Origin of the sequence: Streptomyces sp. NRRL S-350 (assembly GCF_000719705.1) — a bacterium.
Classification (GTDB): domain Bacteria; phylum Actinomycetota; class Actinomycetes; order Streptomycetales; family Streptomycetaceae; genus Kitasatospora.
On record NZ_JOHO01000007.1, the window covers coordinates 177,667 to 193,087 of the forward strand.

At 73.5% G+C, this 15,421-nt stretch carries 27 protein-coding genes; 8 read left to right on the forward strand and 19 right to left on the reverse strand.

The features are described 5' to 3' along the window. Window positions 1–39 precede the first annotated feature (39 nt). Window positions 40–435: an STAS domain-containing protein gene (locus IF30_RS0109680; RefSeq protein ID WP_051709623.1), complete on the forward strand. Its 396-nt coding sequence runs from the start codon at window positions 40–42 to the stop codon at window positions 433–435. Window positions 436–562: 127 nt separating this feature from the next. Continuing rightward, window positions 563–1,048, forward strand: a complete 486-nt coding sequence (locus IF30_RS0109685; RefSeq protein ID WP_078891262.1) for an ATP-binding protein — start codon at window positions 563–565, stop codon at window positions 1,046–1,048. A gap of 71 nt (window positions 1,049–1,119) precedes the next feature. Here the strand turns inward: IF30_RS0109685 and IF30_RS0109690 are convergent, their stop codons facing one another. From IF30_RS0109690 to IF30_RS0109700, 3 genes are all read right to left on the reverse strand, one after another. After that, the gene (locus IF30_RS0109690; RefSeq protein ID WP_030234850.1) at window positions 1,120–1,290 is read right to left on the reverse strand and encodes a hypothetical protein; all 171 of its coding nucleotides are present in this window, start codon (window positions 1,288–1,290) and stop codon (window positions 1,120–1,122) included. A gap of 225 nt (window positions 1,291–1,515) precedes the next feature. Next, window positions 1,516–1,692 (reverse strand): hypothetical protein, encoded by a 177-nt coding sequence (locus IF30_RS0109695; RefSeq protein ID WP_158834888.1) that lies wholly within the window; start codon window positions 1,690–1,692, stop codon window positions 1,516–1,518. Between the two features lie 65 nt (window positions 1,693–1,757). Further along, window positions 1,758–2,309, reverse strand: a complete 552-nt coding sequence (locus IF30_RS0109700) for a hemerythrin domain-containing protein (protein ID WP_030234855.1) — start codon at window positions 2,307–2,309, stop codon at window positions 1,758–1,760. Window positions 2,310–2,526: 217 nt separating this feature from the next. Here IF30_RS0109700 and IF30_RS47625 point away from each other — a divergent pair, with 217 nt between their 5' ends. Next, on the forward strand, window positions 2,527–2,874 hold the full coding sequence (locus tag IF30_RS47625) for a hypothetical protein (RefSeq protein ID WP_030234859.1): 348 nt from the start codon (window positions 2,527–2,529) through the stop codon (window positions 2,872–2,874). Window positions 2,875–2,994: 120 nt separating this feature from the next. Continuing rightward, window positions 2,995–3,525, forward strand: coding sequence for a hypothetical protein (locus tag IF30_RS0109710; protein ID WP_037899439.1), 531 nt, complete (start codon window positions 2,995–2,997; stop codon window positions 3,523–3,525). A 64-nt stretch (window positions 3,526–3,589) separates the two neighbouring features. Here the strand turns inward: IF30_RS0109710 and IF30_RS0109715 are convergent, their stop codons facing one another. Further along, a complete protein-coding gene (locus IF30_RS0109715; RefSeq protein ID WP_030234864.1) occupies window positions 3,590–3,763 on the reverse strand; it encodes a CsbD family protein in 174 nt (57 codons plus the stop codon). Between the two features lie 206 nt (window positions 3,764–3,969). Between IF30_RS0109715 and IF30_RS0109720 the strand changes: the two genes are divergently transcribed. Then, window positions 3,970–4,446 carry a hypothetical protein gene (locus IF30_RS0109720; RefSeq protein ID WP_030234867.1) on the forward strand — a complete coding sequence of 159 codons (477 nt, stop codon included), beginning with the start codon at window positions 3,970–3,972 and terminating at the stop codon, window positions 4,444–4,446. Between the two features lie 57 nt (window positions 4,447–4,503). Here IF30_RS0109720 and IF30_RS49175 read toward each other — a convergent pair whose 3' ends face one another. The 11 genes from IF30_RS49175 to IF30_RS0109775 form a co-directional block, all read right to left on the reverse strand. Beyond that, the gene (locus IF30_RS49175; protein ID WP_030234868.1) at window positions 4,504–4,809 is read right to left on the reverse strand and encodes a gas vesicle protein K; all 306 of its coding nucleotides are present in this window, start codon (window positions 4,807–4,809) and stop codon (window positions 4,504–4,506) included. Between the two features lie 110 nt (window positions 4,810–4,919). Beyond that, on the reverse strand, window positions 4,920–5,147 hold the full coding sequence (locus tag IF30_RS41215; RefSeq protein ID WP_051709687.1) for a gas vesicle protein: 228 nt from the start codon (window positions 5,145–5,147) through the stop codon (window positions 4,920–4,922). 9 nt (window positions 5,148–5,156) lie between these two features. Beyond that, window positions 5,157–6,011 carry a GvpL/GvpF family gas vesicle protein gene (locus tag IF30_RS0109735; protein ID WP_030234872.1) on the reverse strand — a complete coding sequence of 285 codons (855 nt, stop codon included), beginning with the start codon at window positions 6,009–6,011 and terminating at the stop codon, window positions 5,157–5,159. Further along, on the reverse strand, window positions 6,008–6,505 hold the full coding sequence (locus IF30_RS0109740; RefSeq protein ID WP_030234875.1) for a gas vesicle protein: 498 nt from the start codon (window positions 6,503–6,505) through the stop codon (window positions 6,008–6,010). The genes IF30_RS0109735 and IF30_RS0109740 overlap by 4 nt, the downstream gene beginning before the upstream one ends. Next, window positions 6,502–7,116: a gas vesicle protein GvpO gene (gene gvpO / locus IF30_RS45025; RefSeq protein WP_234322650.1), complete on the reverse strand. Its 615-nt coding sequence runs from the start codon at window positions 7,114–7,116 to the stop codon at window positions 6,502–6,504. Before gvpO ends, IF30_RS0109740 begins: the two co-directional genes overlap by 4 nt. A gap of 3 nt (window positions 7,117–7,119) precedes the next feature. Continuing rightward, complete coding sequence (locus IF30_RS0109750; protein ID WP_030234880.1) at window positions 7,120–7,371, reverse strand: gas vesicle protein GvpG; 252 nt, start codon at window positions 7,369–7,371, stop codon at window positions 7,120–7,122. Beyond that, window positions 7,362–8,153: a GvpL/GvpF family gas vesicle protein gene (locus tag IF30_RS0109755; protein ID WP_030234883.1), complete on the reverse strand. Its 792-nt coding sequence runs from the start codon at window positions 8,151–8,153 to the stop codon at window positions 7,362–7,364. Before IF30_RS0109755 ends, IF30_RS0109750 begins: the two co-directional genes overlap by 10 nt. Then, entirely contained in the window at window positions 8,153–8,593 is a 441-nt protein-coding gene (gvpJ, locus tag IF30_RS0109760) for a gas vesicle protein GvpJ (protein ID WP_030234885.1), read from the reverse strand. Before gvpJ ends, IF30_RS0109755 begins: the two co-directional genes overlap by 1 nt. 5 nt (window positions 8,594–8,598) lie before the next feature. Continuing rightward, window positions 8,599–9,903 carry an SRPBCC family protein gene (locus tag IF30_RS0109765; RefSeq protein WP_030234888.1) on the reverse strand — a complete coding sequence of 435 codons (1,305 nt, stop codon included), beginning with the start codon at window positions 9,901–9,903 and terminating at the stop codon, window positions 8,599–8,601. 5 nt (window positions 9,904–9,908) lie between these two features. Next, on the reverse strand, window positions 9,909–10,919 hold the full coding sequence (locus tag IF30_RS48590; protein WP_063752562.1) for a hypothetical protein: 1,011 nt from the start codon (window positions 10,917–10,919) through the stop codon (window positions 9,909–9,911). Between the two features lie 279 nt (window positions 10,920–11,198). Further along, window positions 11,199–12,053, reverse strand: a complete 855-nt coding sequence (locus IF30_RS0109775) for a LysR family transcriptional regulator (protein WP_234322651.1) — start codon at window positions 12,051–12,053, stop codon at window positions 11,199–11,201. 81 nt (window positions 12,054–12,134) lie between these two features. On the opposite strand from IF30_RS0109775, the gene IF30_RS0109780 reads away from it, so the two are divergent. Together IF30_RS0109780 and IF30_RS0109785 are read left to right on the forward strand one after the other, a co-directional pair. After that, complete coding sequence (locus tag IF30_RS0109780) at window positions 12,135–12,635, forward strand: dimethylsulfonioproprionate lyase family protein (protein ID WP_030234894.1); 501 nt, start codon at window positions 12,135–12,137, stop codon at window positions 12,633–12,635. A gap of 99 nt (window positions 12,636–12,734) precedes the next feature. Further along, entirely contained in the window at window positions 12,735–13,094 is a 360-nt protein-coding gene (locus tag IF30_RS0109785; protein WP_030234896.1) for a DoxX family protein, read from the forward strand. Window positions 13,095–13,131: 37 nt separating this feature from the next. On the opposite strand, the gene IF30_RS41225 is transcribed toward IF30_RS0109785, so the two are convergent. From IF30_RS41225 to IF30_RS0109800, 3 genes are all read right to left on the reverse strand, one after another. Further along, window positions 13,132–13,560: an ATP-binding protein gene (locus IF30_RS41225; protein ID WP_051709634.1), complete on the reverse strand. Its 429-nt coding sequence runs from the start codon at window positions 13,558–13,560 to the stop codon at window positions 13,132–13,134. Between the two features lie 75 nt (window positions 13,561–13,635). Further along, entirely contained in the window at window positions 13,636–14,007 is a 372-nt protein-coding gene (locus tag IF30_RS43385; protein ID WP_051709637.1) for an STAS domain-containing protein, read from the reverse strand. A 48-nt stretch (window positions 14,008–14,055) separates the two neighbouring features. Continuing rightward, window positions 14,056–14,361 (reverse strand): hypothetical protein, encoded by a 306-nt coding sequence (locus IF30_RS0109800; protein WP_158834891.1) that lies wholly within the window; start codon window positions 14,359–14,361, stop codon window positions 14,056–14,058. A gap of 169 nt (window positions 14,362–14,530) precedes the next feature. Here IF30_RS0109800 and IF30_RS0109805 point away from each other — a divergent pair, with 169 nt between their 5' ends. Further along, on the forward strand, window positions 14,531–14,824 hold the full coding sequence (locus IF30_RS0109805; RefSeq protein ID WP_030234910.1) for a helix-turn-helix transcriptional regulator: 294 nt from the start codon (window positions 14,531–14,533) through the stop codon (window positions 14,822–14,824). A gap of 58 nt (window positions 14,825–14,882) precedes the next feature. Here IF30_RS0109805 and IF30_RS0109810 read toward each other — a convergent pair whose 3' ends face one another. Then, window positions 14,883–15,116 carry a DUF6296 family protein gene (locus tag IF30_RS0109810; protein ID WP_030234913.1) on the reverse strand — a complete coding sequence of 78 codons (234 nt, stop codon included), beginning with the start codon at window positions 15,114–15,116 and terminating at the stop codon, window positions 14,883–14,885. Window positions 15,117–15,421 lie beyond the last annotated feature (305 nt).

Consider the following 15,421-nt stretch of genomic DNA (forward strand, 5'->3'; position numbering starts at 1 on the left):
GCGTAAGGTCGTGAGGAACTTCGTTGGAGGGGACGACGAATGCCAGCCCAGCAGAACGCCACAGCTTCCCTGTCGGCACCCGTGACCGCCGCGGACCTGACGGTCCGCGTCCGGCATACGGAGGGCGGGGCCACCGTCTGCGGCCTCGCGGGCGATCTCGACATCGAGAGCCTGGGCCCGGCCAGGTCGGCACTCGAGGAGGCCGTCGCCCAGCGCCCCCCGCTCCTGGTGGTCGACCTCGAACACGTGGGGTTCTGCGACTCCTCGGGCCTGAACATGCTGCTGAAGACCCGCATGAACGCGTCCGCCGCCGGCCTCCCGTTCCGACTCGCGGCGCCGTCGGCCGCAGTGGCGAGACTCCTGAGCCTGACGGGCGCCGACACCGTCTTCTCCCTCCACCCCTCCGTCGCCGCCGCGCTCGCGGCGCCCCTGTAGCCACTTCCTCCGCACGGATGAAGCCGGGCCGTCCGCCCCGCGCCGAGCGCGCCGCGCATGCCCGGGGCCACCGCGAGAGCGGCCGTGAAAGACGTGAAAGAGCGTCGAACCGAAGGGACACCCGCTCATGAACCCCAGCCGGAACGTCCTCGGTGACACCCGGGCTCCCGTTCCGGCCGCTCCGCCGACCGTCGGACAGCGACGACGGATGCCGATGGCGGGGCTGCCCTCCCCGGTCGCCCGGGCCCGGGCGTTCACCGCCGCCGCACTGGCCGACTGGCCCTGGCTCGACCCGGGACAGGCCGACGACACCGTCCTGCTCGTCGCCGAACTCGTCGCCAACGCCGTGCTCCACGCCGACGGGCCCCTCGAACTCGTCCTCGACGCCTCGCCGGCGCGCCTGCGGATCGAAGTCAGCGACAGCTCGTCCGTCCTGCCGACACCCCGGGAGCCGCACCGCGCCGGCCTGCCCGGCGGCCACGGGCTGTTCATCGTCCGGCGGGTCGCCGACCAGTGGGGCGCGGCCCCCCACAGCCACGGGAAGTCCGTCTGGGCCGAGATCGACAGCCGGCCCGCCGACCAGGCGCCACGGCAGTCCGCCGACCTGCCGTAGGGCCTCCCGTCAGGGCGACGCCGTCGCGCCCCTGCCGGAGGGCTCCGGCAGGGGCGCGACCCGTCGACGCGTCACCAGCGGTACCAGCGACTGCGGCCTCCCGCCCCGTCGACGCTCCGGACCACGAAGCCGAGCAGCCACACCGCCAGGACGAACAGCGCCACCCACCACAGCACCTTCACCGCGAACCCGAGACCGAAGAGCACGACGGCGAGCAGTAGAACGAGCAGAAGAGCGCCCATGGAACTCTCATCTCCTTTGCGTTCAGGGGGTTGTCAGTACTGCTGTCCCGGTTCTCGGAATCCATGCCCCCGGGGCCGCACCGCCTGCGGATCGACCGACCGGAGATCCACCGGCCAGGGATCCGCTGCCCGCACGGCGGTGAGGGTGCCGAGGACGGCGGCCCGGACGGCCGGGAGGAGCCGCCGCCCCGGAGGCGCGGTCGCCCGCGGGACGGCGGCCCCCGGTCACGGGGCCTGGCTGTCGGCCGCCGGCGGCTCGGGCCGGTCGTCCGCCTCGTCCTCGTCCTCGCCCTCGGCCCGGACGTCCGGCGGGGTGGGCGCGGTGATGTTCCGCTGCTCCGAGGACCGCTCCAGGGTCTCCTCGTCGACCTGCGGGCGGTCGCTCTCCTCGGGCACGCTCATGGTGATCATCCTCTCGTCTGCAAGGGGCGGGTTCCCGACCGGGGCCCGCAGTGTCGATGCCGGTCTCAGGAGGACTTGCCGCGCCCGGTGACGAGGTCGCGGGCGCGGTCGACCAGGCCCGTGCCGGCGGCGAGCAGCTTGTTGTCGGGGGCGTCCGGGTGCGGGCGGGTCGGCGCGAGCTTCTTCGCGCGGCGGATCTGCTCCCCCAGTTCGTCCAGCTGCTCGGACGAGCAGACCTCGGCCAACGCCGGGAAGAGGTGCTGTTCCTCGTCCTGGATGTGGGACGTGACCTCGGAGACCAGACGGTCGACCAGGACGGCGAAACGCGCGTCGCCGCAGTCCACGCCTTCGAGTTCCTTGAGGAGCTTCTCCACGGTCGCGTGGTCGGCCTCCTCCTTGTCCGCGAGGGCGTCACCCCCGGGTACGTGCTCGCGCACCGCCGGGTACAGGTACTGCTCCTCGGCCACCGAATGCCGGACCAGCTCGATGGTGAACTCGTCGGCCACGTCGCGACGCCGTTCGTCGCCCACCGGCAGCGCCTGGATCCGGGCGAACATCTCCTCCACCTCGCGGTGGTCCGTCATCAGCTCGTTGATCACGTTGCCGCCGTGTCCCATGTCCTGTGCTCCTTCTCCTGGCGGTGGTCGGTTGCTGCGTCCGGCCCGGAGGCCGGCCCCGCAGGCCACTCGTATCCCCGCCTTCGGACGAGGTATGCCACCGGCCCCGGGAGCCACCCGGTCGGTCCGCCGGCGGACCGGTGGGCGACGGTCGCCCGGCTGGGCCGGATGCCACCGCGCGCGTGCACCGGGCCGCTCCCGGGGCCACCGTGGGGAAATGGACATCGTCGTCGTGCTGGAAGCTGATACGCGGACCGATCTTCGGCTCCCGGGGCCCGACCGCGCCCCGACGGACCCCGAGAACCCCCTGAGGCGCGCGCACACCGCCCCCGCGGAGGCCTCCGGCGTCTGCGGCCCCCTCACCCTGTGCGGGCTGGACACCTCCGAGATGACCCTGGCCCCGCACGGGTACGCCGGTGTCGGCAGACCCCGACCCCGCCTCGACTGGCGCACCTGCGGCACCTGCCGGACCGCCGGCGGCAGCCCCGCACCCGGCGCGCCCGGGCCGCTCACCCCCGACCGGCTCGGGGCCCGCACCGTCACCGCGGCGGCCCCGCCGCCTTGAGCCGCCCGCTCTGGACGTCCGCCGCTGACGCCGCCGCCCGGGCGCGCCCCGCCGCGCGGTTTCCGTCCCCTCCCGGCGGGCACCCGCGAGCCGTGACGACGGATCGACAGGGGTGACACCATGACGGGCCTCGACGGCGAGCACCTGCTCGCGATCTACCTCAACGACCACCTCGCCGGCTCCTACGCGGGCGCGGCGCTCGCCCGCCGGATCGCCCGCGAGCACCGAGCCGGCTCGGACGCGCCGGACCTGCGCCGACTGGCCCGGGAGATCGCCGAGGACCGGGACGAACTCGTCGCCCTGATGCGGGAATTGGGCGTCCGGCCCCGTTGGCACCGGATGCTGCTCGGCGCCGCCGCCGAAAAGGCGGGGCGGCTGAAGCTCAACGGGCGGCTGGTGCGCCGCTCCCCGCTCAGCGACCTCCTGGAGGTGGAGGCCATGCGCGCGGGCGTCCAGGGCAAACTCGCGCTCTGGCGGGCTCTGCGGGCAGCGGCGGGCGACGGCCCGCTCGGCCCGCGCCTGCGCGCCCTGCAGGCCCGGGCCGAACAGCAGGCCGACCTCCTCGACACCCGGCAGGCCGAAGCCGCCCAGGTGCTGGAGTCGGCCCTCGCCCGCGACCGGTCCCGCGACAGCGCCGCAACCCACGCGTGAGAGGCCGCTCCCTGATCGGCAGCCGGTGCCGGTCAGGGAGCGGCCCCGTCTTCGGGCCAGGTCCTCAGTGCTTGAAGGCGTCCTTGGCCTTCTGGCCGGCCTGGAGCGCATCGCCCTTGGTCTGTTCGGCCTTGCCCTTGACGGTGAGACTCTCGTTGCCGACGGCCTTGCCGGCAGCCTCCTTCGCCTTGCCCTTCGCGGTCTCCGCGGTGTGTGCGATCTTCTTGCCCGCGCTCATGGTGTCCTCCTGCACGAGCTCGACATTCCCCTTGTCGCGTCTGCCCCGACCTGGGACTTTCATGCGTCGGGCCGCCGCGCCGACCGGCTGCTCCGGCCTGCTCGTCCGGCCCGCTGACCCGCCCGCTGAGCCGCCCACCGCTCCCGCAGCAGTCGCCCGGTCGTGTGAAGTCCGCACGGCCGGTGGAAGTGGCTCGTTGAACGGGCATGGCAGACGAGACGGACGACGACCGGAACCAGGCGCCGATGGTGTGGGCGCTGGCCGTACGCGAGGCGGAGCAGGGCCCGCCGGTCGCGGAACTGATCGTGGAGGTCGGCGCGGAGCTCCACACCGAACTGGTGGAGGCCGCGGTCGACAGCGGCTTCACGGTCGCCGCCGGGGAGCCCCCGCAGACCACCGGCACCATCGAGGTCACCGACGACCGGGTGGCGCGGCTGACACTGGTCGGCGGCCGCCAGCGGTGGGAGCCGGGCTCACGGGTCGAGGCGACCCCCGGCTGGCTGGCGGCGGCCGAGGCCCGGGGCATCGCCGTGGTGGTCATCCTGCCGCCGCAGACCTGGCCACCCGGACTGGTCGAGCTGGCGACCGGCGCCCGTCTCGACGCCTTCACCAGGTCACTCGAACGCGAACGGACGGCGGGCCGGGTGCTGCACGGCACCGTCCTGGTGCAGGGCACGGCGTGAACGCCGCGCAGCCGGGCGCCACCGTCCGAGGCCGGGATCGGCGGTGCGGCCCGGCCCCTAATCGGACGAGAGCAGCGGGCCGAGCGGGCCGAGGTCGATGTTGAGGTCCTCGGGGGTGAGGTCGAAGCGTTCCCGCAGTTCCGCCATGCGGTCCTCGAGGGCCATCAGGGTCAGGCCGATCCGCTCCACCTGGTCGTCGCTGAGGTCGCCCTGGTCGACGCGGCGCAGGGCTTGGCGTTCCATCAGCTGCCTGAGCAGTTCCACGACGGCCAGCACCAGGGAGGCGAGGTCGCGGCCGACCGTCTCCGGGTCCAGGGCGACTCGGTGTGCCGCCGGGCGCGGGCGCTCGTTCGCGCTCCGTATGTCCGCGCTCCGGGTGCCCGCGCTCGGGCCGCCCGTGCTCCACGCGTCCGTGCTCCGGGTGTCCGGCTCGGCGGGGCCGGGGGGCACGGCGTCGGGGTTCGGGCGGGAGGTCATGGCAGGGCCCGGTCGGCGTCGGCGGCGAGGGAGCGGATGGAGGCGATCAGCGCCCGCAGGCTGATGCGCACCAGGTCGACGTCGGCGATGGACAGCGTGATCTCGCCCTCGATCACGACGCCGCCGGCCAGCACCCGGTCGAGCAGGTCGACCAGGGCGACGTTGCGCGCCGGCGGGGCGTCGAGCGGTCGGAGGGGCTGGAGAGGCCGGAGGGGCTGGGACACGGTGCTCACTCACTCCCCACCGGCGGCCTGTGGCAGGTCCACGAAGGAGTAGGGCGGCCACGGCCCGGTGAGCTCCACCCGCAGGACCCGGGCGTGGGCGTGCCGGAGGTCGTCGACGACGCGGGCGAACTCGTCGGTGCGGGAACGGTCCACCAGGTAGGCGCCGTTGAGGAGCATCGCCTCACGAATTCCCGTCGCCTCCGGGGCCTGTGGGGGGTGCTCGGCGGCTTCGGCGGCGAAGGCGGTCAGCACGTCGTGGAGCTGCCGGGCGTGTGCGCTCGCCTCGGCCAGTGACCGCGCGCTGCGGTCGCGCGCCGCCCGGCGGCGCAGCAGGTAGGCGGTCCCCGGCCGGTCGTCCACGGGGTTCCCCTGGGTGTCGCCGTTCTCAGCGGAGCCGCCGCTCTCCGGGCCGTCGGTGTGCTCCCCGGTGCCCGGGTCCGGCCGGTCGCGCAGGGTGGTGGCGTCGAGGTAGGCCTTGATGCCCCACTCGGTGCGGTCGGCGATGCGTTCGAGGATGGCGTGGAACTCCCGGTGGTGGGCGCCGAGCAGGTCGAGGACGCGGCGGTCGTCGCGGTAGAGGGTGGCGAAACGCAGCGGCAGGGTCCGGTGGGCCCGGGCCAGGGTGTCGATGACGTGGTGGTGGGCGCGCACCGCGCGCTCCAGCCAGGCGGTGTCCTCCAGGTGGCGGTGCAGGGCGGGGGCGGCGAAGTCCGCGCTCGGCACCGAGCCGACGGCTGCGGCGAGGTCTTCGGCGAGGAGCAGCCGGGGGTGCTCGCCGGCCACACCGCTGAGGCCGTGCAGGACGGCGGGGTCGGCGCCGCCGGGTGCCACCGCGTAGAGCCAGGTGTAGCGGTCCGCGGTCATGGCGGGTTGCCGCCTCTGCGGCGGGTCCCGGATCCGCCGGACGGCCTTGCGGAGACCGCGCGTCGGGCGGGGCGCGGCGCAGAGGCGGCGTCGGCCTCGGCGTCCGCGTCGCTCTCGTCCTCCGGTTCGGCGCGGGCGGGCGGCCCGGCCCGGGCGGCCGGTTCGCCGCGGCCGGCTTCGAGTTCGCCCAGGCGCTCGCGCAGGCGCCGGTTCTCCGCGGCCAGGTCGCGTCGGCCGGAGGACAGCGTCGGGTCGTGCTCCCACCAGTCGATGCCCATCTCCCTGGCCCGGTCGACCGAGGCGATCAGCAGCCTGATCTTGATCGTGAGCAGTTCGATGTCCAGGAGGTTGATGCGGATGTCCCCGGCGATGACGATGCCCTTGTCCAGGACGCGTTCGAGGAGGTCGGCGAGGTTGGCCGGCTGCGGTGCGGCGGCGGTCCGGGGTGCCGCCGGCAGGGCGCCTGCGCCGCGCCAGGGGGCCAGGTCGCTCATGACTGCGCCTCCCGTTGGACGCGACCGCGGTGGTAGCGGTCTTCTCTGCGGTAGGAGACCAGGTCTCCGCCCGGGTCGAGGACGACCTCGTAGAGGGCGAGGATGTCGGTGGAGTCGGGGACGCGGCGGCTCTCCAGCACTTCGATGCCGACCCGCCAGCCGTCGTCGGTCCGCTCCAGGGCGGTGACGCCCTCCGGTGTGCGCCCGGTGAGGGCCTGGACGTGGGCGGCGGCGTGGGCGGCGGCCTGGGCGGCGCCGAGCCGGGCGGCCGTTCTCGCGGGCGGGGGTGTGGTCTCGGCTTCGCCGGTACGGCTGCGGGCGGTGGGCCGCCGGGGGCGGGGTTCGGCCTCGTCGGTGTCGGCCCTGCGGCGTGGGGTCCGTCCGGCGGGCTCGCGGTCGGCGGACGGGGCTCGGGTCCGTCGCCGTGGGGGCCGGTCCGGTTCGGGCGGCTCGCTGTCGGTCGGCTCCGGGTCCGGCTCTTCCAAGTCCGGCTCTTCCGGGTCCGGCTGGTCGGGTTCGGGCGGCTCGGACCGGGGCCGTTCCGCGTCGCGCGGGCGGCGGCGGGCCGGGCGCTCCGCCGGGCGGCGGGGTCGGGGTTCAGGTTCGGGCACGGTTCACACCTCCCCGCCTCCCGGGGTCGGTGGCGCGGTCCACAGGCGCTGCACCAGTTCCGCCTCCTGGGCGTCCGCGTCCTCCTCGCTGATGGCGCCGGCCTCCCTGGCGGCCTGGACGTCCATGAGGCGGCGGCGGATGAGGGCCGGGTCGTTCAGCTCGCGCAGTGCCTGTTCGTGCAGCTTCTCGGCCACCCACACGACGCCCCGCACGGGTGCGAGCGGCAGGGTGAGGAGGCCGGTGATCAGTCCCATGGCTCCTGCCCCCGCGCGTCGACGATCTGTGAGGCGAAGTCGTAGGGCGCCAGGGGGCCGAGCAGGCGGAGTTCGATCCGCTCGCTCCAGGCGGCCGCCAGGTCCTCGACCACGCGTTCGAACTCCTTCCGGCGGTCGTGCCGGACGAGGAAGGCGGCCCGGACCGCCTCGTCGGGGGAGGCGTCGGAGTGCGAGGTCTCGGCGGCCAGCGGCGCGAGCGACCGGACGAGGTGTTCGGTGTCGGACTGCCCCCTGACGGTGAGTTCCTGGGAGACCAGTTCGCCGAGTTGGATGCGGCGGTAGCGGGCGGCGTCCTCGGGCAGCGCGGCGATCTGCTCCCGCAGGCGGGCGATGTCCGCGCGCTCGTCGACGATCTCCCGCAGCACCTCGTCCTGCCGGTAGGTTCCGCGGACGGTGAACTGGGCGAGGCCGTCGAGATCCTGGAGCGCTGCCAGGAACCGCTGTTCGTGCGGGGCGAGCAGTTCGTCGGCGACCGCCGCCGCGTCGCGCACCACGGAACCGAACCGGAACGGGAGGACCGCGGTGCGCGCGGCCGCCAGGACGTCCAGGACGCGGGCGTGACCGCGCAGGTCCCGGGGGGTGCCGAGCGGCCGGTCGGGGTCGATCTCGCTGACCACGGCGGCGAGCCGGCCGTACCCGACCAGGGTGACGGGCGAGGGCGGGTCACCGACGCCTTCGACGTCCCCCGGCGCGGGCGTACCGGCCGGGACGACGCCGTACACGTAGCAGGCCGTGGCCGGTGCCGGCGGGGTGGCGTTCATCAGTCACGCTCCCTGCGCTTCGCGGCGGGCCGCGGCCGCCTCCTGGGCCGTTCCTCCGGCTCTTCCTCGGGCTCCTCCTCGTCCCCGCCGCCGCGGACCCGGTCGACCACGTCGCCGACCGTCTCCTTCACGCCCTCCAGTGCGCCGCGCGTCTTGTGACGGGCCCCGCCCTCACGCATGTCCTGCATCAGCTCCGGCAGCCCCTCGCTCTTGTCGTTCGCGAGGTCCAACCGGTTGACGGCTTCGGCGAACCGCAGATAGGTGTCCACGCTGGCCACGACGATGCGCGCGTCGACGGTCAGCAGTTCGATCCCCACGAGGGAGACCCGCAGGTAGATGTCGATGACCAGGCCCTTGTCCAGGATGAGGTCGATGACGTCCACCAGGCCGCTGGACGAGGGACGGTCCAGGTAGTGGCTGGGACGCGGGGCAACGGTCACTGTTCTCACCTGCTCCGGGCGAGCGCACGCCGGGAGCCGCGCCGGGCGGGTTCGTCGTCGCTCTCGCTCTCGTACTCGTCGTCGTACTCGTCCTCGGGCTCGGCGTCCTCCTCGGCCTCGTCGTCGTCCTCGGGCTCGTACTCGTCCTCCTGGCGGTCCTGCCCGTCGCCTTCCTCCTCCTCGTCCTCGTCGAGGTCCTCCTCGTACTCCTCGTCGCCCTCGGGCTCCTCGCCCTCCTCCGTGTCCTCGTACTCGTCGTCGTCCTCGTACTCGTCGTCCCCTTCGTCCGCTTCGTCTCCGTCGTCCTCGGCCTCGGGCTCTTCGCCCTCCTCCGCGTCCGCTTCCTCGTCCTCCCCGTAGTCCTCGGTGTCCTCGGCGTCCTCGGCCTCGTCCGGCGCTCCCTCTTCCTCGCCGTACTCGTCGTCGGACTCCTCCGGCTGGTCGCTCTCCTCGTCCTCCGCTTCCAGGGCCTCCTCGTGGGACCGCACGACCTCCCCGTCGCGGATCTCACCGCGCCAACCCTCCACGCCGTCGGGGTCGAGGATCGTCTGCGTCATCACGTGCCGGCGGAAGTGCTTGAGCTCCAGCCGCACGCGCCGCCCCTGGGCCCGCCACAGGTTGCCGGTCCGCTCGAACAGGCCCTGCGGGTGGTACTCCAGCACGAGGAGGATCTTGGTGAGGTTCGGGGCGATCTCGTGGAAGGTCACCGAGCCGTCCACGTGTCCCTTCTCCCCCTTCGAGCGCCACACGATGTGCTCGTCCGGGACCTGTTCGACGATCGTCGCCTCCCAGGTACGGTGCGACAGGAAGATCCCGGCCTTCCAGGTGAGCTTCTCCTCGGAGTTCTGCTCGACCTGCTCGAGGCGCTTGGTGTACTTCGGGAAGTCCTGGAACTGGGTCCACTGGTTGTACGCGACCCGGACGGGAACCCCGACCTCTATGCTCTCGACGATGTTGGTGAGCTTGATCTTCTTGCCACCGCCGCCCTTCCCGCCGCCCTTTCCGCCACCGAACTTGCCGGCCACGGCCTGCTTCACCCCGGCGGCGCCCACGCTCAACATGGCCTTCATCGGCGATGGTCCGCCGGAACCTCCGTCACCGGAGCTTCCGTCGCCGTCACCTCCACCGCCGTTCGCCGCGTAGTCGACGAGCTTCTCGGTGACGTCGCCGATCTTGTCGGTCGCCATCGCGACCGCCCGTTCGCCCAGCGCGGACGCCAACTCGCGCGCCTGCTCCATCAACCGGTCGGTGGGCAGTGCGTCCAGCACACCGCCCAGCCCGGTGACCTGATCATCAGACTGCCTGGCCATCTGCCTCACCCGCGCTTGGCTGCCGACGTCCGCCCGGTGGCGCTCTTACGGGCCGTCGCCGTACCCGCCGCCTTCCGCGTGGACGACGAGGACGCCGTCTTCTTCGCGGCCGCCGTGCTCTTGCGCGGTGCTGCCGCCTTCTTCGCCGGAGCTTTCTTCGCTGCGGCCTTTCGCGCCGGAGCCTTCCCTGCCGGAGCCTTCCCTGCCGGGGCGGCCTTTCCTGCCGGGGCGGCCTTTCCTGCCGGCGCCTTCCGCGCGGGAGCCGTCCGCTCCGCGGCCTTCCGCGCCGGGGCCTTCCGCTCGGTGTCCTTCGCGGCCGGGGCCGCCCGCGCGGTCCGGGAAGTCCCGCCCGAAGCCGCCTTCCGCGTGCCCGTGGCCGCCTTCGAGCCGGAGGAGGCCGCCCTCGCCGCCGGGCGGGTGGAGCGCCCGGAAGGCGCCGAATCCCGCTTGGGGGCGCTGCTCGTACGGCTCGTCCCACTCCGTGAGGAGCGACGCGCCGACGGCTTCTCGGGCTCCGACTCCTGCTCCTGCTCCTGCTCGTCCTCGGGCTCCTCTTCCTGGTCCTCCTCGTCCTCCTGGCCCTCCGGCTCCTCCTGGTCCTCCTGGTCCTCGTGATCGCTGTCGCCCTGGTCCTCCTGCTCGTCCTCGCCGTCGTTCCCGCCCTCGTACTCCTCCTCGCGCTCGTCCCCCTCCTTGCCCTCCTTGCCGTCGTCGGCCGATTCCGCGCGCAGGGACTCGACGTGCTGCTGCAGGCGATCGGTCAGCGCCTCCACCCGGTTGCTCGCGGCTGCGACAGCCGCCTTCTTCCCCGCTTCCTTCAGCTCCCCCTGGACGTCGTCCGCCAGGCGGCGCAGTTGCGGCGACGACTCCATCAGCTCCCCGAGGAGCACGCCAGGATTGGCGCTCAGTTTCTTCCCCGCTGCCATACCGGCCAGAGCCAGCGCCCACCGAGCCTTGTGCCAGCGCCCGAGAACGTAGCCCGCGGCCACTGCAGCGGCAAGCTTCGCATTCTTCATGACAATTTCCCTGGAAAGGCGGCCGACCGGCATTCTCGTTACCGATCCGTTCGACATGCCCGCCTACCCCCACACTCCCGACCCACACACCGCATTGACGGGCGATCCCAAATCCGGACATTTCACCATCAGAGGGACACATCTTGGCTGCGCTACGTAACCGATGGCGGGGGCGCCGCGGAGGAACTTCCTCCCCGTCCGGTTCCGTACCGAATTCGGTTCGTCCGTAGACAAATAGACCGGCCGTCGGTCGGAAGGAATTCCGTCCGCCGCATCGATTCAAGGGCGGCGGTACGCGGCCGTCGCGATCTCGACGAAGGACCGGATCAACGGGTTGGCGTCGCCGTCGTTCCACACCGCCACCACGCGGCTCGGCGCCATGTCGACCAGCGGCACCACGGTCAACTCCCCCGGCAGGTCCGGCCCGAGCGGGGCCAGGCCGACCGTGCCGTTCCACAGCACGGCCTGCAGGCACTCCTGGACGGCGCGCACCACCGGGCCCTCGCGTGGCCTGCCGCCGTTCCAGTAGGACTGCCACGCGGGGTCGGTGCCCGGCGGAAACCGGAACCAGCGGCGGCCGTCCAGGTCGGCCAGGTGCAGCCGGTCGCGGCGGGCCAGCGGATCGTCGGCGCGCAGGACCGCGCCGACCGGGTCGGTCCGCAGCGCACGTACCGTCAGGGCGGTCTCGTCGAAGGGCGCCCGGGTCAGGGCGACGTCGACCAGCCCGGCGCGCAGTCCGCAGGTGGGGTCGGTCAGGTCGGTGTCGCGGATGCGGATGTCGACGCCGGGGTGGTGCCGGCGGTAGGCGGCGGCCAGCCTGGTGGTGTCGGGGTCGGTGCCGTCGCCCAGGAGGCCGACGGTGATGGCCGCGGTGCCGGCCGCGGTGCCGACCCGTGCGCGGAGGCGGTCGGCGTGGTCGAGGAGGGCCCGCGCCTCGTCGAGCAGGACCGAGCCCACCGGCGTGAGCGTGACGCCGGTGGGCGAGCGGGTGAACAGCAGGGCACCGATGTCGGCCTCCAACTGCTTGATCGCCCGGCTCAGCGGCGGCTGGCTGATGTGCAGTCGGGTGGCGGCCCGGCCGAAGTGGAGTTCCTCGGCGACGGCCACGAAGTAGCGCAAGGTGCGTAGCTCCACGCCGCAACGATACCCAGGGGGTATCGGCCTCACGGAACAGGTCTTGGACAGCGGCCGGGCTACGGCGGTGCACTCGTGGGCATGACCGAAGAAGCGAAGTCCGACGAGTCGCGGACCAACGGAGCGCAGGCCGCCCCCGCCGTATCAGTGGTGGGCCCCGGCGACGGCGAGACGATCCTCCTGGGCCCCACGCGCATGCGCGTCCTGGAGGACGGCAGCCACACCGGCCACCGCCTCGCGATCACCGAGTCCCTCCTCGCCCCGCACACCCAGGGGCCGCCGCAGCACCGCCACGCCCGGCACGACGAGGCGTTCTACGTCCTGTCCGGCGCCGTGGAGTTCACCGTCGGGGAGGAGCACTACGCCGCCCCCGCCGGCACGTTGGTGGTGGTTCCGCCCGGCGCCCCGCACACCTTCGCCAACCTGACGGACCAGCCCGCCGTCATGCTCAGCGTGTTCACCCCCGACCTGTACGTCCAGTACTTCCGGGATCTCCGGGACGCGCTGGCCGACGGCCGGCCGCTGTCGCCCCGGGCCAACCTCGACGCGATGGGCCGCTACGCGACCGAACCGGCCACGTGAACGAGGACCGCGCACGAGAACCACGCACGGGAACCGCACGAGAACCGAGGACGAGAACCGCCGACCGGCACCACGAGCGGGACACCACGGACGGGAACCATGAACATCGCCTACTGGATCGTCGCGGCGCCCCTCGCCCTCTTCTACGCCTACGCGGGTGCGATGAAGGTGCTCCGCAGCCGGGACCGGCTCCGACCGATGATGGCCTGGGTCGACCGCGTGCCCCTGCCCGCGGTCCGGGCGCTGGGGACGGTCGAGGCAGTCGGCGCCACCGGGCTGCTCCTGCCGCCGCTGACCGGCGTCGCCCCCGCGCCGGCGCCGGCCGCGGCCATCGGGTTCGTCCTCCTGCAGCTCGGTGCGGTCGCCGTGCACCTGACCGGCGAGGACCGACGGATCACGCTCAACGCCGGGCTCTTCGCGGCCGCGGCCGTGACCGCCTGGCTGGCCACCGCGACGTGACCGGGCGACGGCTGTCGACCCGGCCGGGCGGCCCCCGTCAGACGGGCCCTTCGGGGGCCAGGAGGAGATCGGCCCACACGGTCTTGCCGGGGCCCTCGGGGAACACGCCCCAGCGCAGCGCCAGGCGGTCGATGATCACCAGGCCGTACCCGCCGATCTGACCCGGCCGGTGCCCCTCCGGGAGGGGCAGGTCGGTGGCCGGGCCGGGGTCGGTGACGGAGATCCGCAGCCGGGTGCGGCGCTGGACGACGTCCAGGGCGAGGGCGCCGCCCCCGTGCCGGACGGCGTTGGTGAGCAGTTCCGCCGCGACGAGCTGGGCGTCCTGCCCGGCCTGCTCGGCCACGAGGTGCCAGTCGGCGAGGGCACGGCGGATGAACGCCAGGCCTTCGCTGACGGGCATCGCGTCCTCGGCGAAGGGCAGCTGCCGATGGCGGCGCGCCGGTGCGGGATGGGTGTCGGTGTCCATGGCGGCCCCGAACTGCTTCGGTTGGATCTCGTCTCTGGACCGGGACGGATACCCGGTCGGACCGGGGCCATGCGCTCAGCCGGGTGCCGTACCCGGCGGACGGTGCCGGACGGCGTCCTCGGCGGTGGCGTGCACGGGGAACAGCGGGGCGGTCCCGGTGAGTTCCAGCACGCGCACCGTCCTCGGGGAGGGGGCGACCAGCACGAACCGGATGCGGTCGTCGAGGGCGCGGCGGCGGGCTTCGAGGAGCAGGTTGAGGCCGGTGGAGGTGAACAGGTCCACTCCGGCCAGGTCGACCGCGAGCAGGGCCGGCCGCTGGTCCAGAGCGGCGCCCAGGGCCTCGGCGGCGAGCGGGCCGCCGTCGATGATCATGTCCCCGGCGAAGGAGCACACGAGAGCGTCGCCGCAGCGGACGGTTTCCGACTTCAGGCAGGGAAGCACCGTCATCTCCTCCTCACCGTCTCCCCGGCGTCTCCTCCCGGGTTTCCCCTCGCCTCACGGGCCGGCCTGCGCGGGCACCCGCACCTCGGCGGCGGAGGCCGCTGCCCCGGTGCCCGGCTCCGGCCACGCGGACGCGATGCGTTCCAGGCCCTGCCACAGGTCGAGGGCCTGCTCGCGCAGCCCGACGACGGTGCTGCTGCCCGCCTCGACCGCGCTGAGGTAGGCGTCCATGCCGGTGACGGCGTGGCTCACCTGCCGGCGCAGCAGCTCGATCCGGCTGCGGTCCTCGGCGCTCTCACCGGATGCGCCGATCCGTTCGGCGAGCAGGGACGTGAGCCGTTCCAGGGCTTGCCTGTTCATCGGGTCCACGGAACCATCTCCAGACAGCGGGCCGCCGCACGGATCCGGTGCGGAGTCGGCGTGAGCCGGGGTTGCTCCACTTTTCACCCGGTTGCCGAACGTGTCAACCATTGCACGAATCACATGTCGTGTTTCAGCAGTCGTGAAACAGGGGTTCTATCGTAGAGGGATGGAGAACGGTACGGCGAGTGAACGGCAGTGGACCTTCCTGACCAACCACGCCCGGGTGCTGGTCCAGATAGCCCGCGACCCTGGCATCCGCGTACGTGACATCGCCACCCGGTGCCTCCTCACCGAACGGGCGGTCCAACGCATCATCGCCGACCTCGAACTGGCCGGGTACCTCAGCCACGAGCGCCTGGGCCGCACCAACCACTACAGCGTCGCCACCAGCAAACCCCTGCGCCACCCCGCCGACGCCGGCCCCACCATCGCCGAACTCCTCGCCACCCTCCTGCGCTGACGCGCCGACACGCCGCCGACCGCTGCCGGGCCTCGGGTCCGGCAGCGGTCGGCAGCGTTCACCCCACGCGCGCGACGGTCAGGATGCGGGTGTGCGTGGGGCGGGCGAGGGCGCGGTGACGGCCCTCCTCGGTGATCTCCACCAGGAGGCGCCCGTCGCAGCCGGTGTAGAGCGGGTGCCCAGCCGGGCCGAGGCGGCCGGTCGGGGCGACCGGCGAGGCGCTGAGCGCCCCCGACGGGCCGCGCAGCCACAGCAGGTAGCCCGAAGCGACGGGACGGGAGGTCGTGGTCATGGTCAGTGCCCCATCCGGGTGAAGCCGGACAACCGGCCGTCGCCCCGTGCCCCGACGGCTGCGGGCCCCTGACGGCGGCGGGCGGGCGCGGGGGCGCCGGCAGCGGCCTGCCCCCGAGGACGGACGGCGGTGAACGCCGGTGTCGACCGACCAGGCACGGAGTCACCTCATCACGGCAGACGGCCAGGGGCCCACTAGGGCCTCCGGCGAACAGGCTGATCCGCCCACCCTGCGGCACCGGCGGCCGACGCGCACTCCGACGCGGGCGCTGCGGCCGGGGGCCCCGCTGGTCCGGATGGCACCGT

Coding starts and splice junctions, on each gene's coding strand:
- IF30_RS0109720 (WP_030234867.1), top strand. CDS start 3,970: ATGGCAGACGAGACGGACGACGACCGGAACCAGGCGCCGATGGTGTGG.
- IF30_RS0109805 (WP_030234910.1), top strand. CDS start 14,531: ATGGAGAACGGTACGGCGAGTGAACGGCAGTGGACCTTCCTGACCAAC.
- IF30_RS0109755 (WP_030234883.1), bottom strand. CDS start 8,153: ATGAACGCCACCCCGCCGGCACCGGCCACGGCCTGCTACGTGTACGGC.
- IF30_RS0109800 (WP_158834891.1), bottom strand. CDS start 14,361: ATGAACAGGCAAGCCCTGGAACGGCTCACGTCCCTGCTCGCCGAACGG.
- IF30_RS41225 (WP_051709634.1), bottom strand. CDS start 13,560: ATGGACACCGACACCCATCCCGCACCGGCGCGCCGCCATCGGCAGCTG.
- IF30_RS0109685 (WP_078891262.1), top strand. CDS start 563: ATGAACCCCAGCCGGAACGTCCTCGGTGACACCCGGGCTCCCGTTCCG.
- IF30_RS0109750 (WP_030234880.1), bottom strand. CDS start 7,371: ATGGGACTGATCACCGGCCTCCTCACCCTGCCGCTCGCACCCGTGCGG.
- IF30_RS0109710 (WP_037899439.1), top strand. CDS start 2,995: ATGACGGGCCTCGACGGCGAGCACCTGCTCGCGATCTACCTCAACGAC.
- IF30_RS47625 (WP_030234859.1), top strand. CDS start 2,527: ATGGACATCGTCGTCGTGCTGGAAGCTGATACGCGGACCGATCTTCGG.
- IF30_RS43385 (WP_051709637.1), bottom strand. CDS start 14,007: ATGACGGTGCTTCCCTGCCTGAAGTCGGAAACCGTCCGCTGCGGCGAC.
- IF30_RS0109780 (WP_030234894.1), top strand. CDS start 12,135: ATGACCGAAGAAGCGAAGTCCGACGAGTCGCGGACCAACGGAGCGCAG.
- IF30_RS48590 (WP_063752562.1), bottom strand. CDS start 10,919: ATGAAGAATGCGAAGCTTGCCGCTGCAGTGGCCGCGGGCTACGTTCTC.
- IF30_RS0109810 (WP_030234913.1), bottom strand. CDS start 15,116: ATGACCACGACCTCCCGTCCCGTCGCTTCGGGCTACCTGCTGTGGCTG.
- IF30_RS0109740 (WP_030234875.1), bottom strand. CDS start 6,505: ATGAGCGACCTGGCCCCCTGGCGCGGCGCAGGCGCCCTGCCGGCGGCA.
- IF30_RS0109695 (WP_158834888.1), bottom strand. CDS start 1,692: ATGAGCGTGCCCGAGGAGAGCGACCGCCCGCAGGTCGACGAGGAGACC.
- IF30_RS0109785 (WP_030234896.1), top strand. CDS start 12,735: ATGAACATCGCCTACTGGATCGTCGCGGCGCCCCTCGCCCTCTTCTAC.
- IF30_RS0109700 (WP_030234855.1), bottom strand. CDS start 2,309: ATGGGACACGGCGGCAACGTGATCAACGAGCTGATGACGGACCACCGC.
- IF30_RS0109715 (WP_030234864.1), bottom strand. CDS start 3,763: ATGAGCGCGGGCAAGAAGATCGCACACACCGCGGAGACCGCGAAGGGC.
- IF30_RS0109765 (WP_030234888.1), bottom strand. CDS start 9,903: ATGGCCAGGCAGTCTGATGATCAGGTCACCGGGCTGGGCGGTGTGCTG.
- IF30_RS0109735 (WP_030234872.1), bottom strand. CDS start 6,011: ATGACCGCGGACCGCTACACCTGGCTCTACGCGGTGGCACCCGGCGGC.
- IF30_RS0109680 (WP_051709623.1), top strand. CDS start 40: ATGCCAGCCCAGCAGAACGCCACAGCTTCCCTGTCGGCACCCGTGACC.
- IF30_RS0109690 (WP_030234850.1), bottom strand. CDS start 1,290: ATGGGCGCTCTTCTGCTCGTTCTACTGCTCGCCGTCGTGCTCTTCGGT.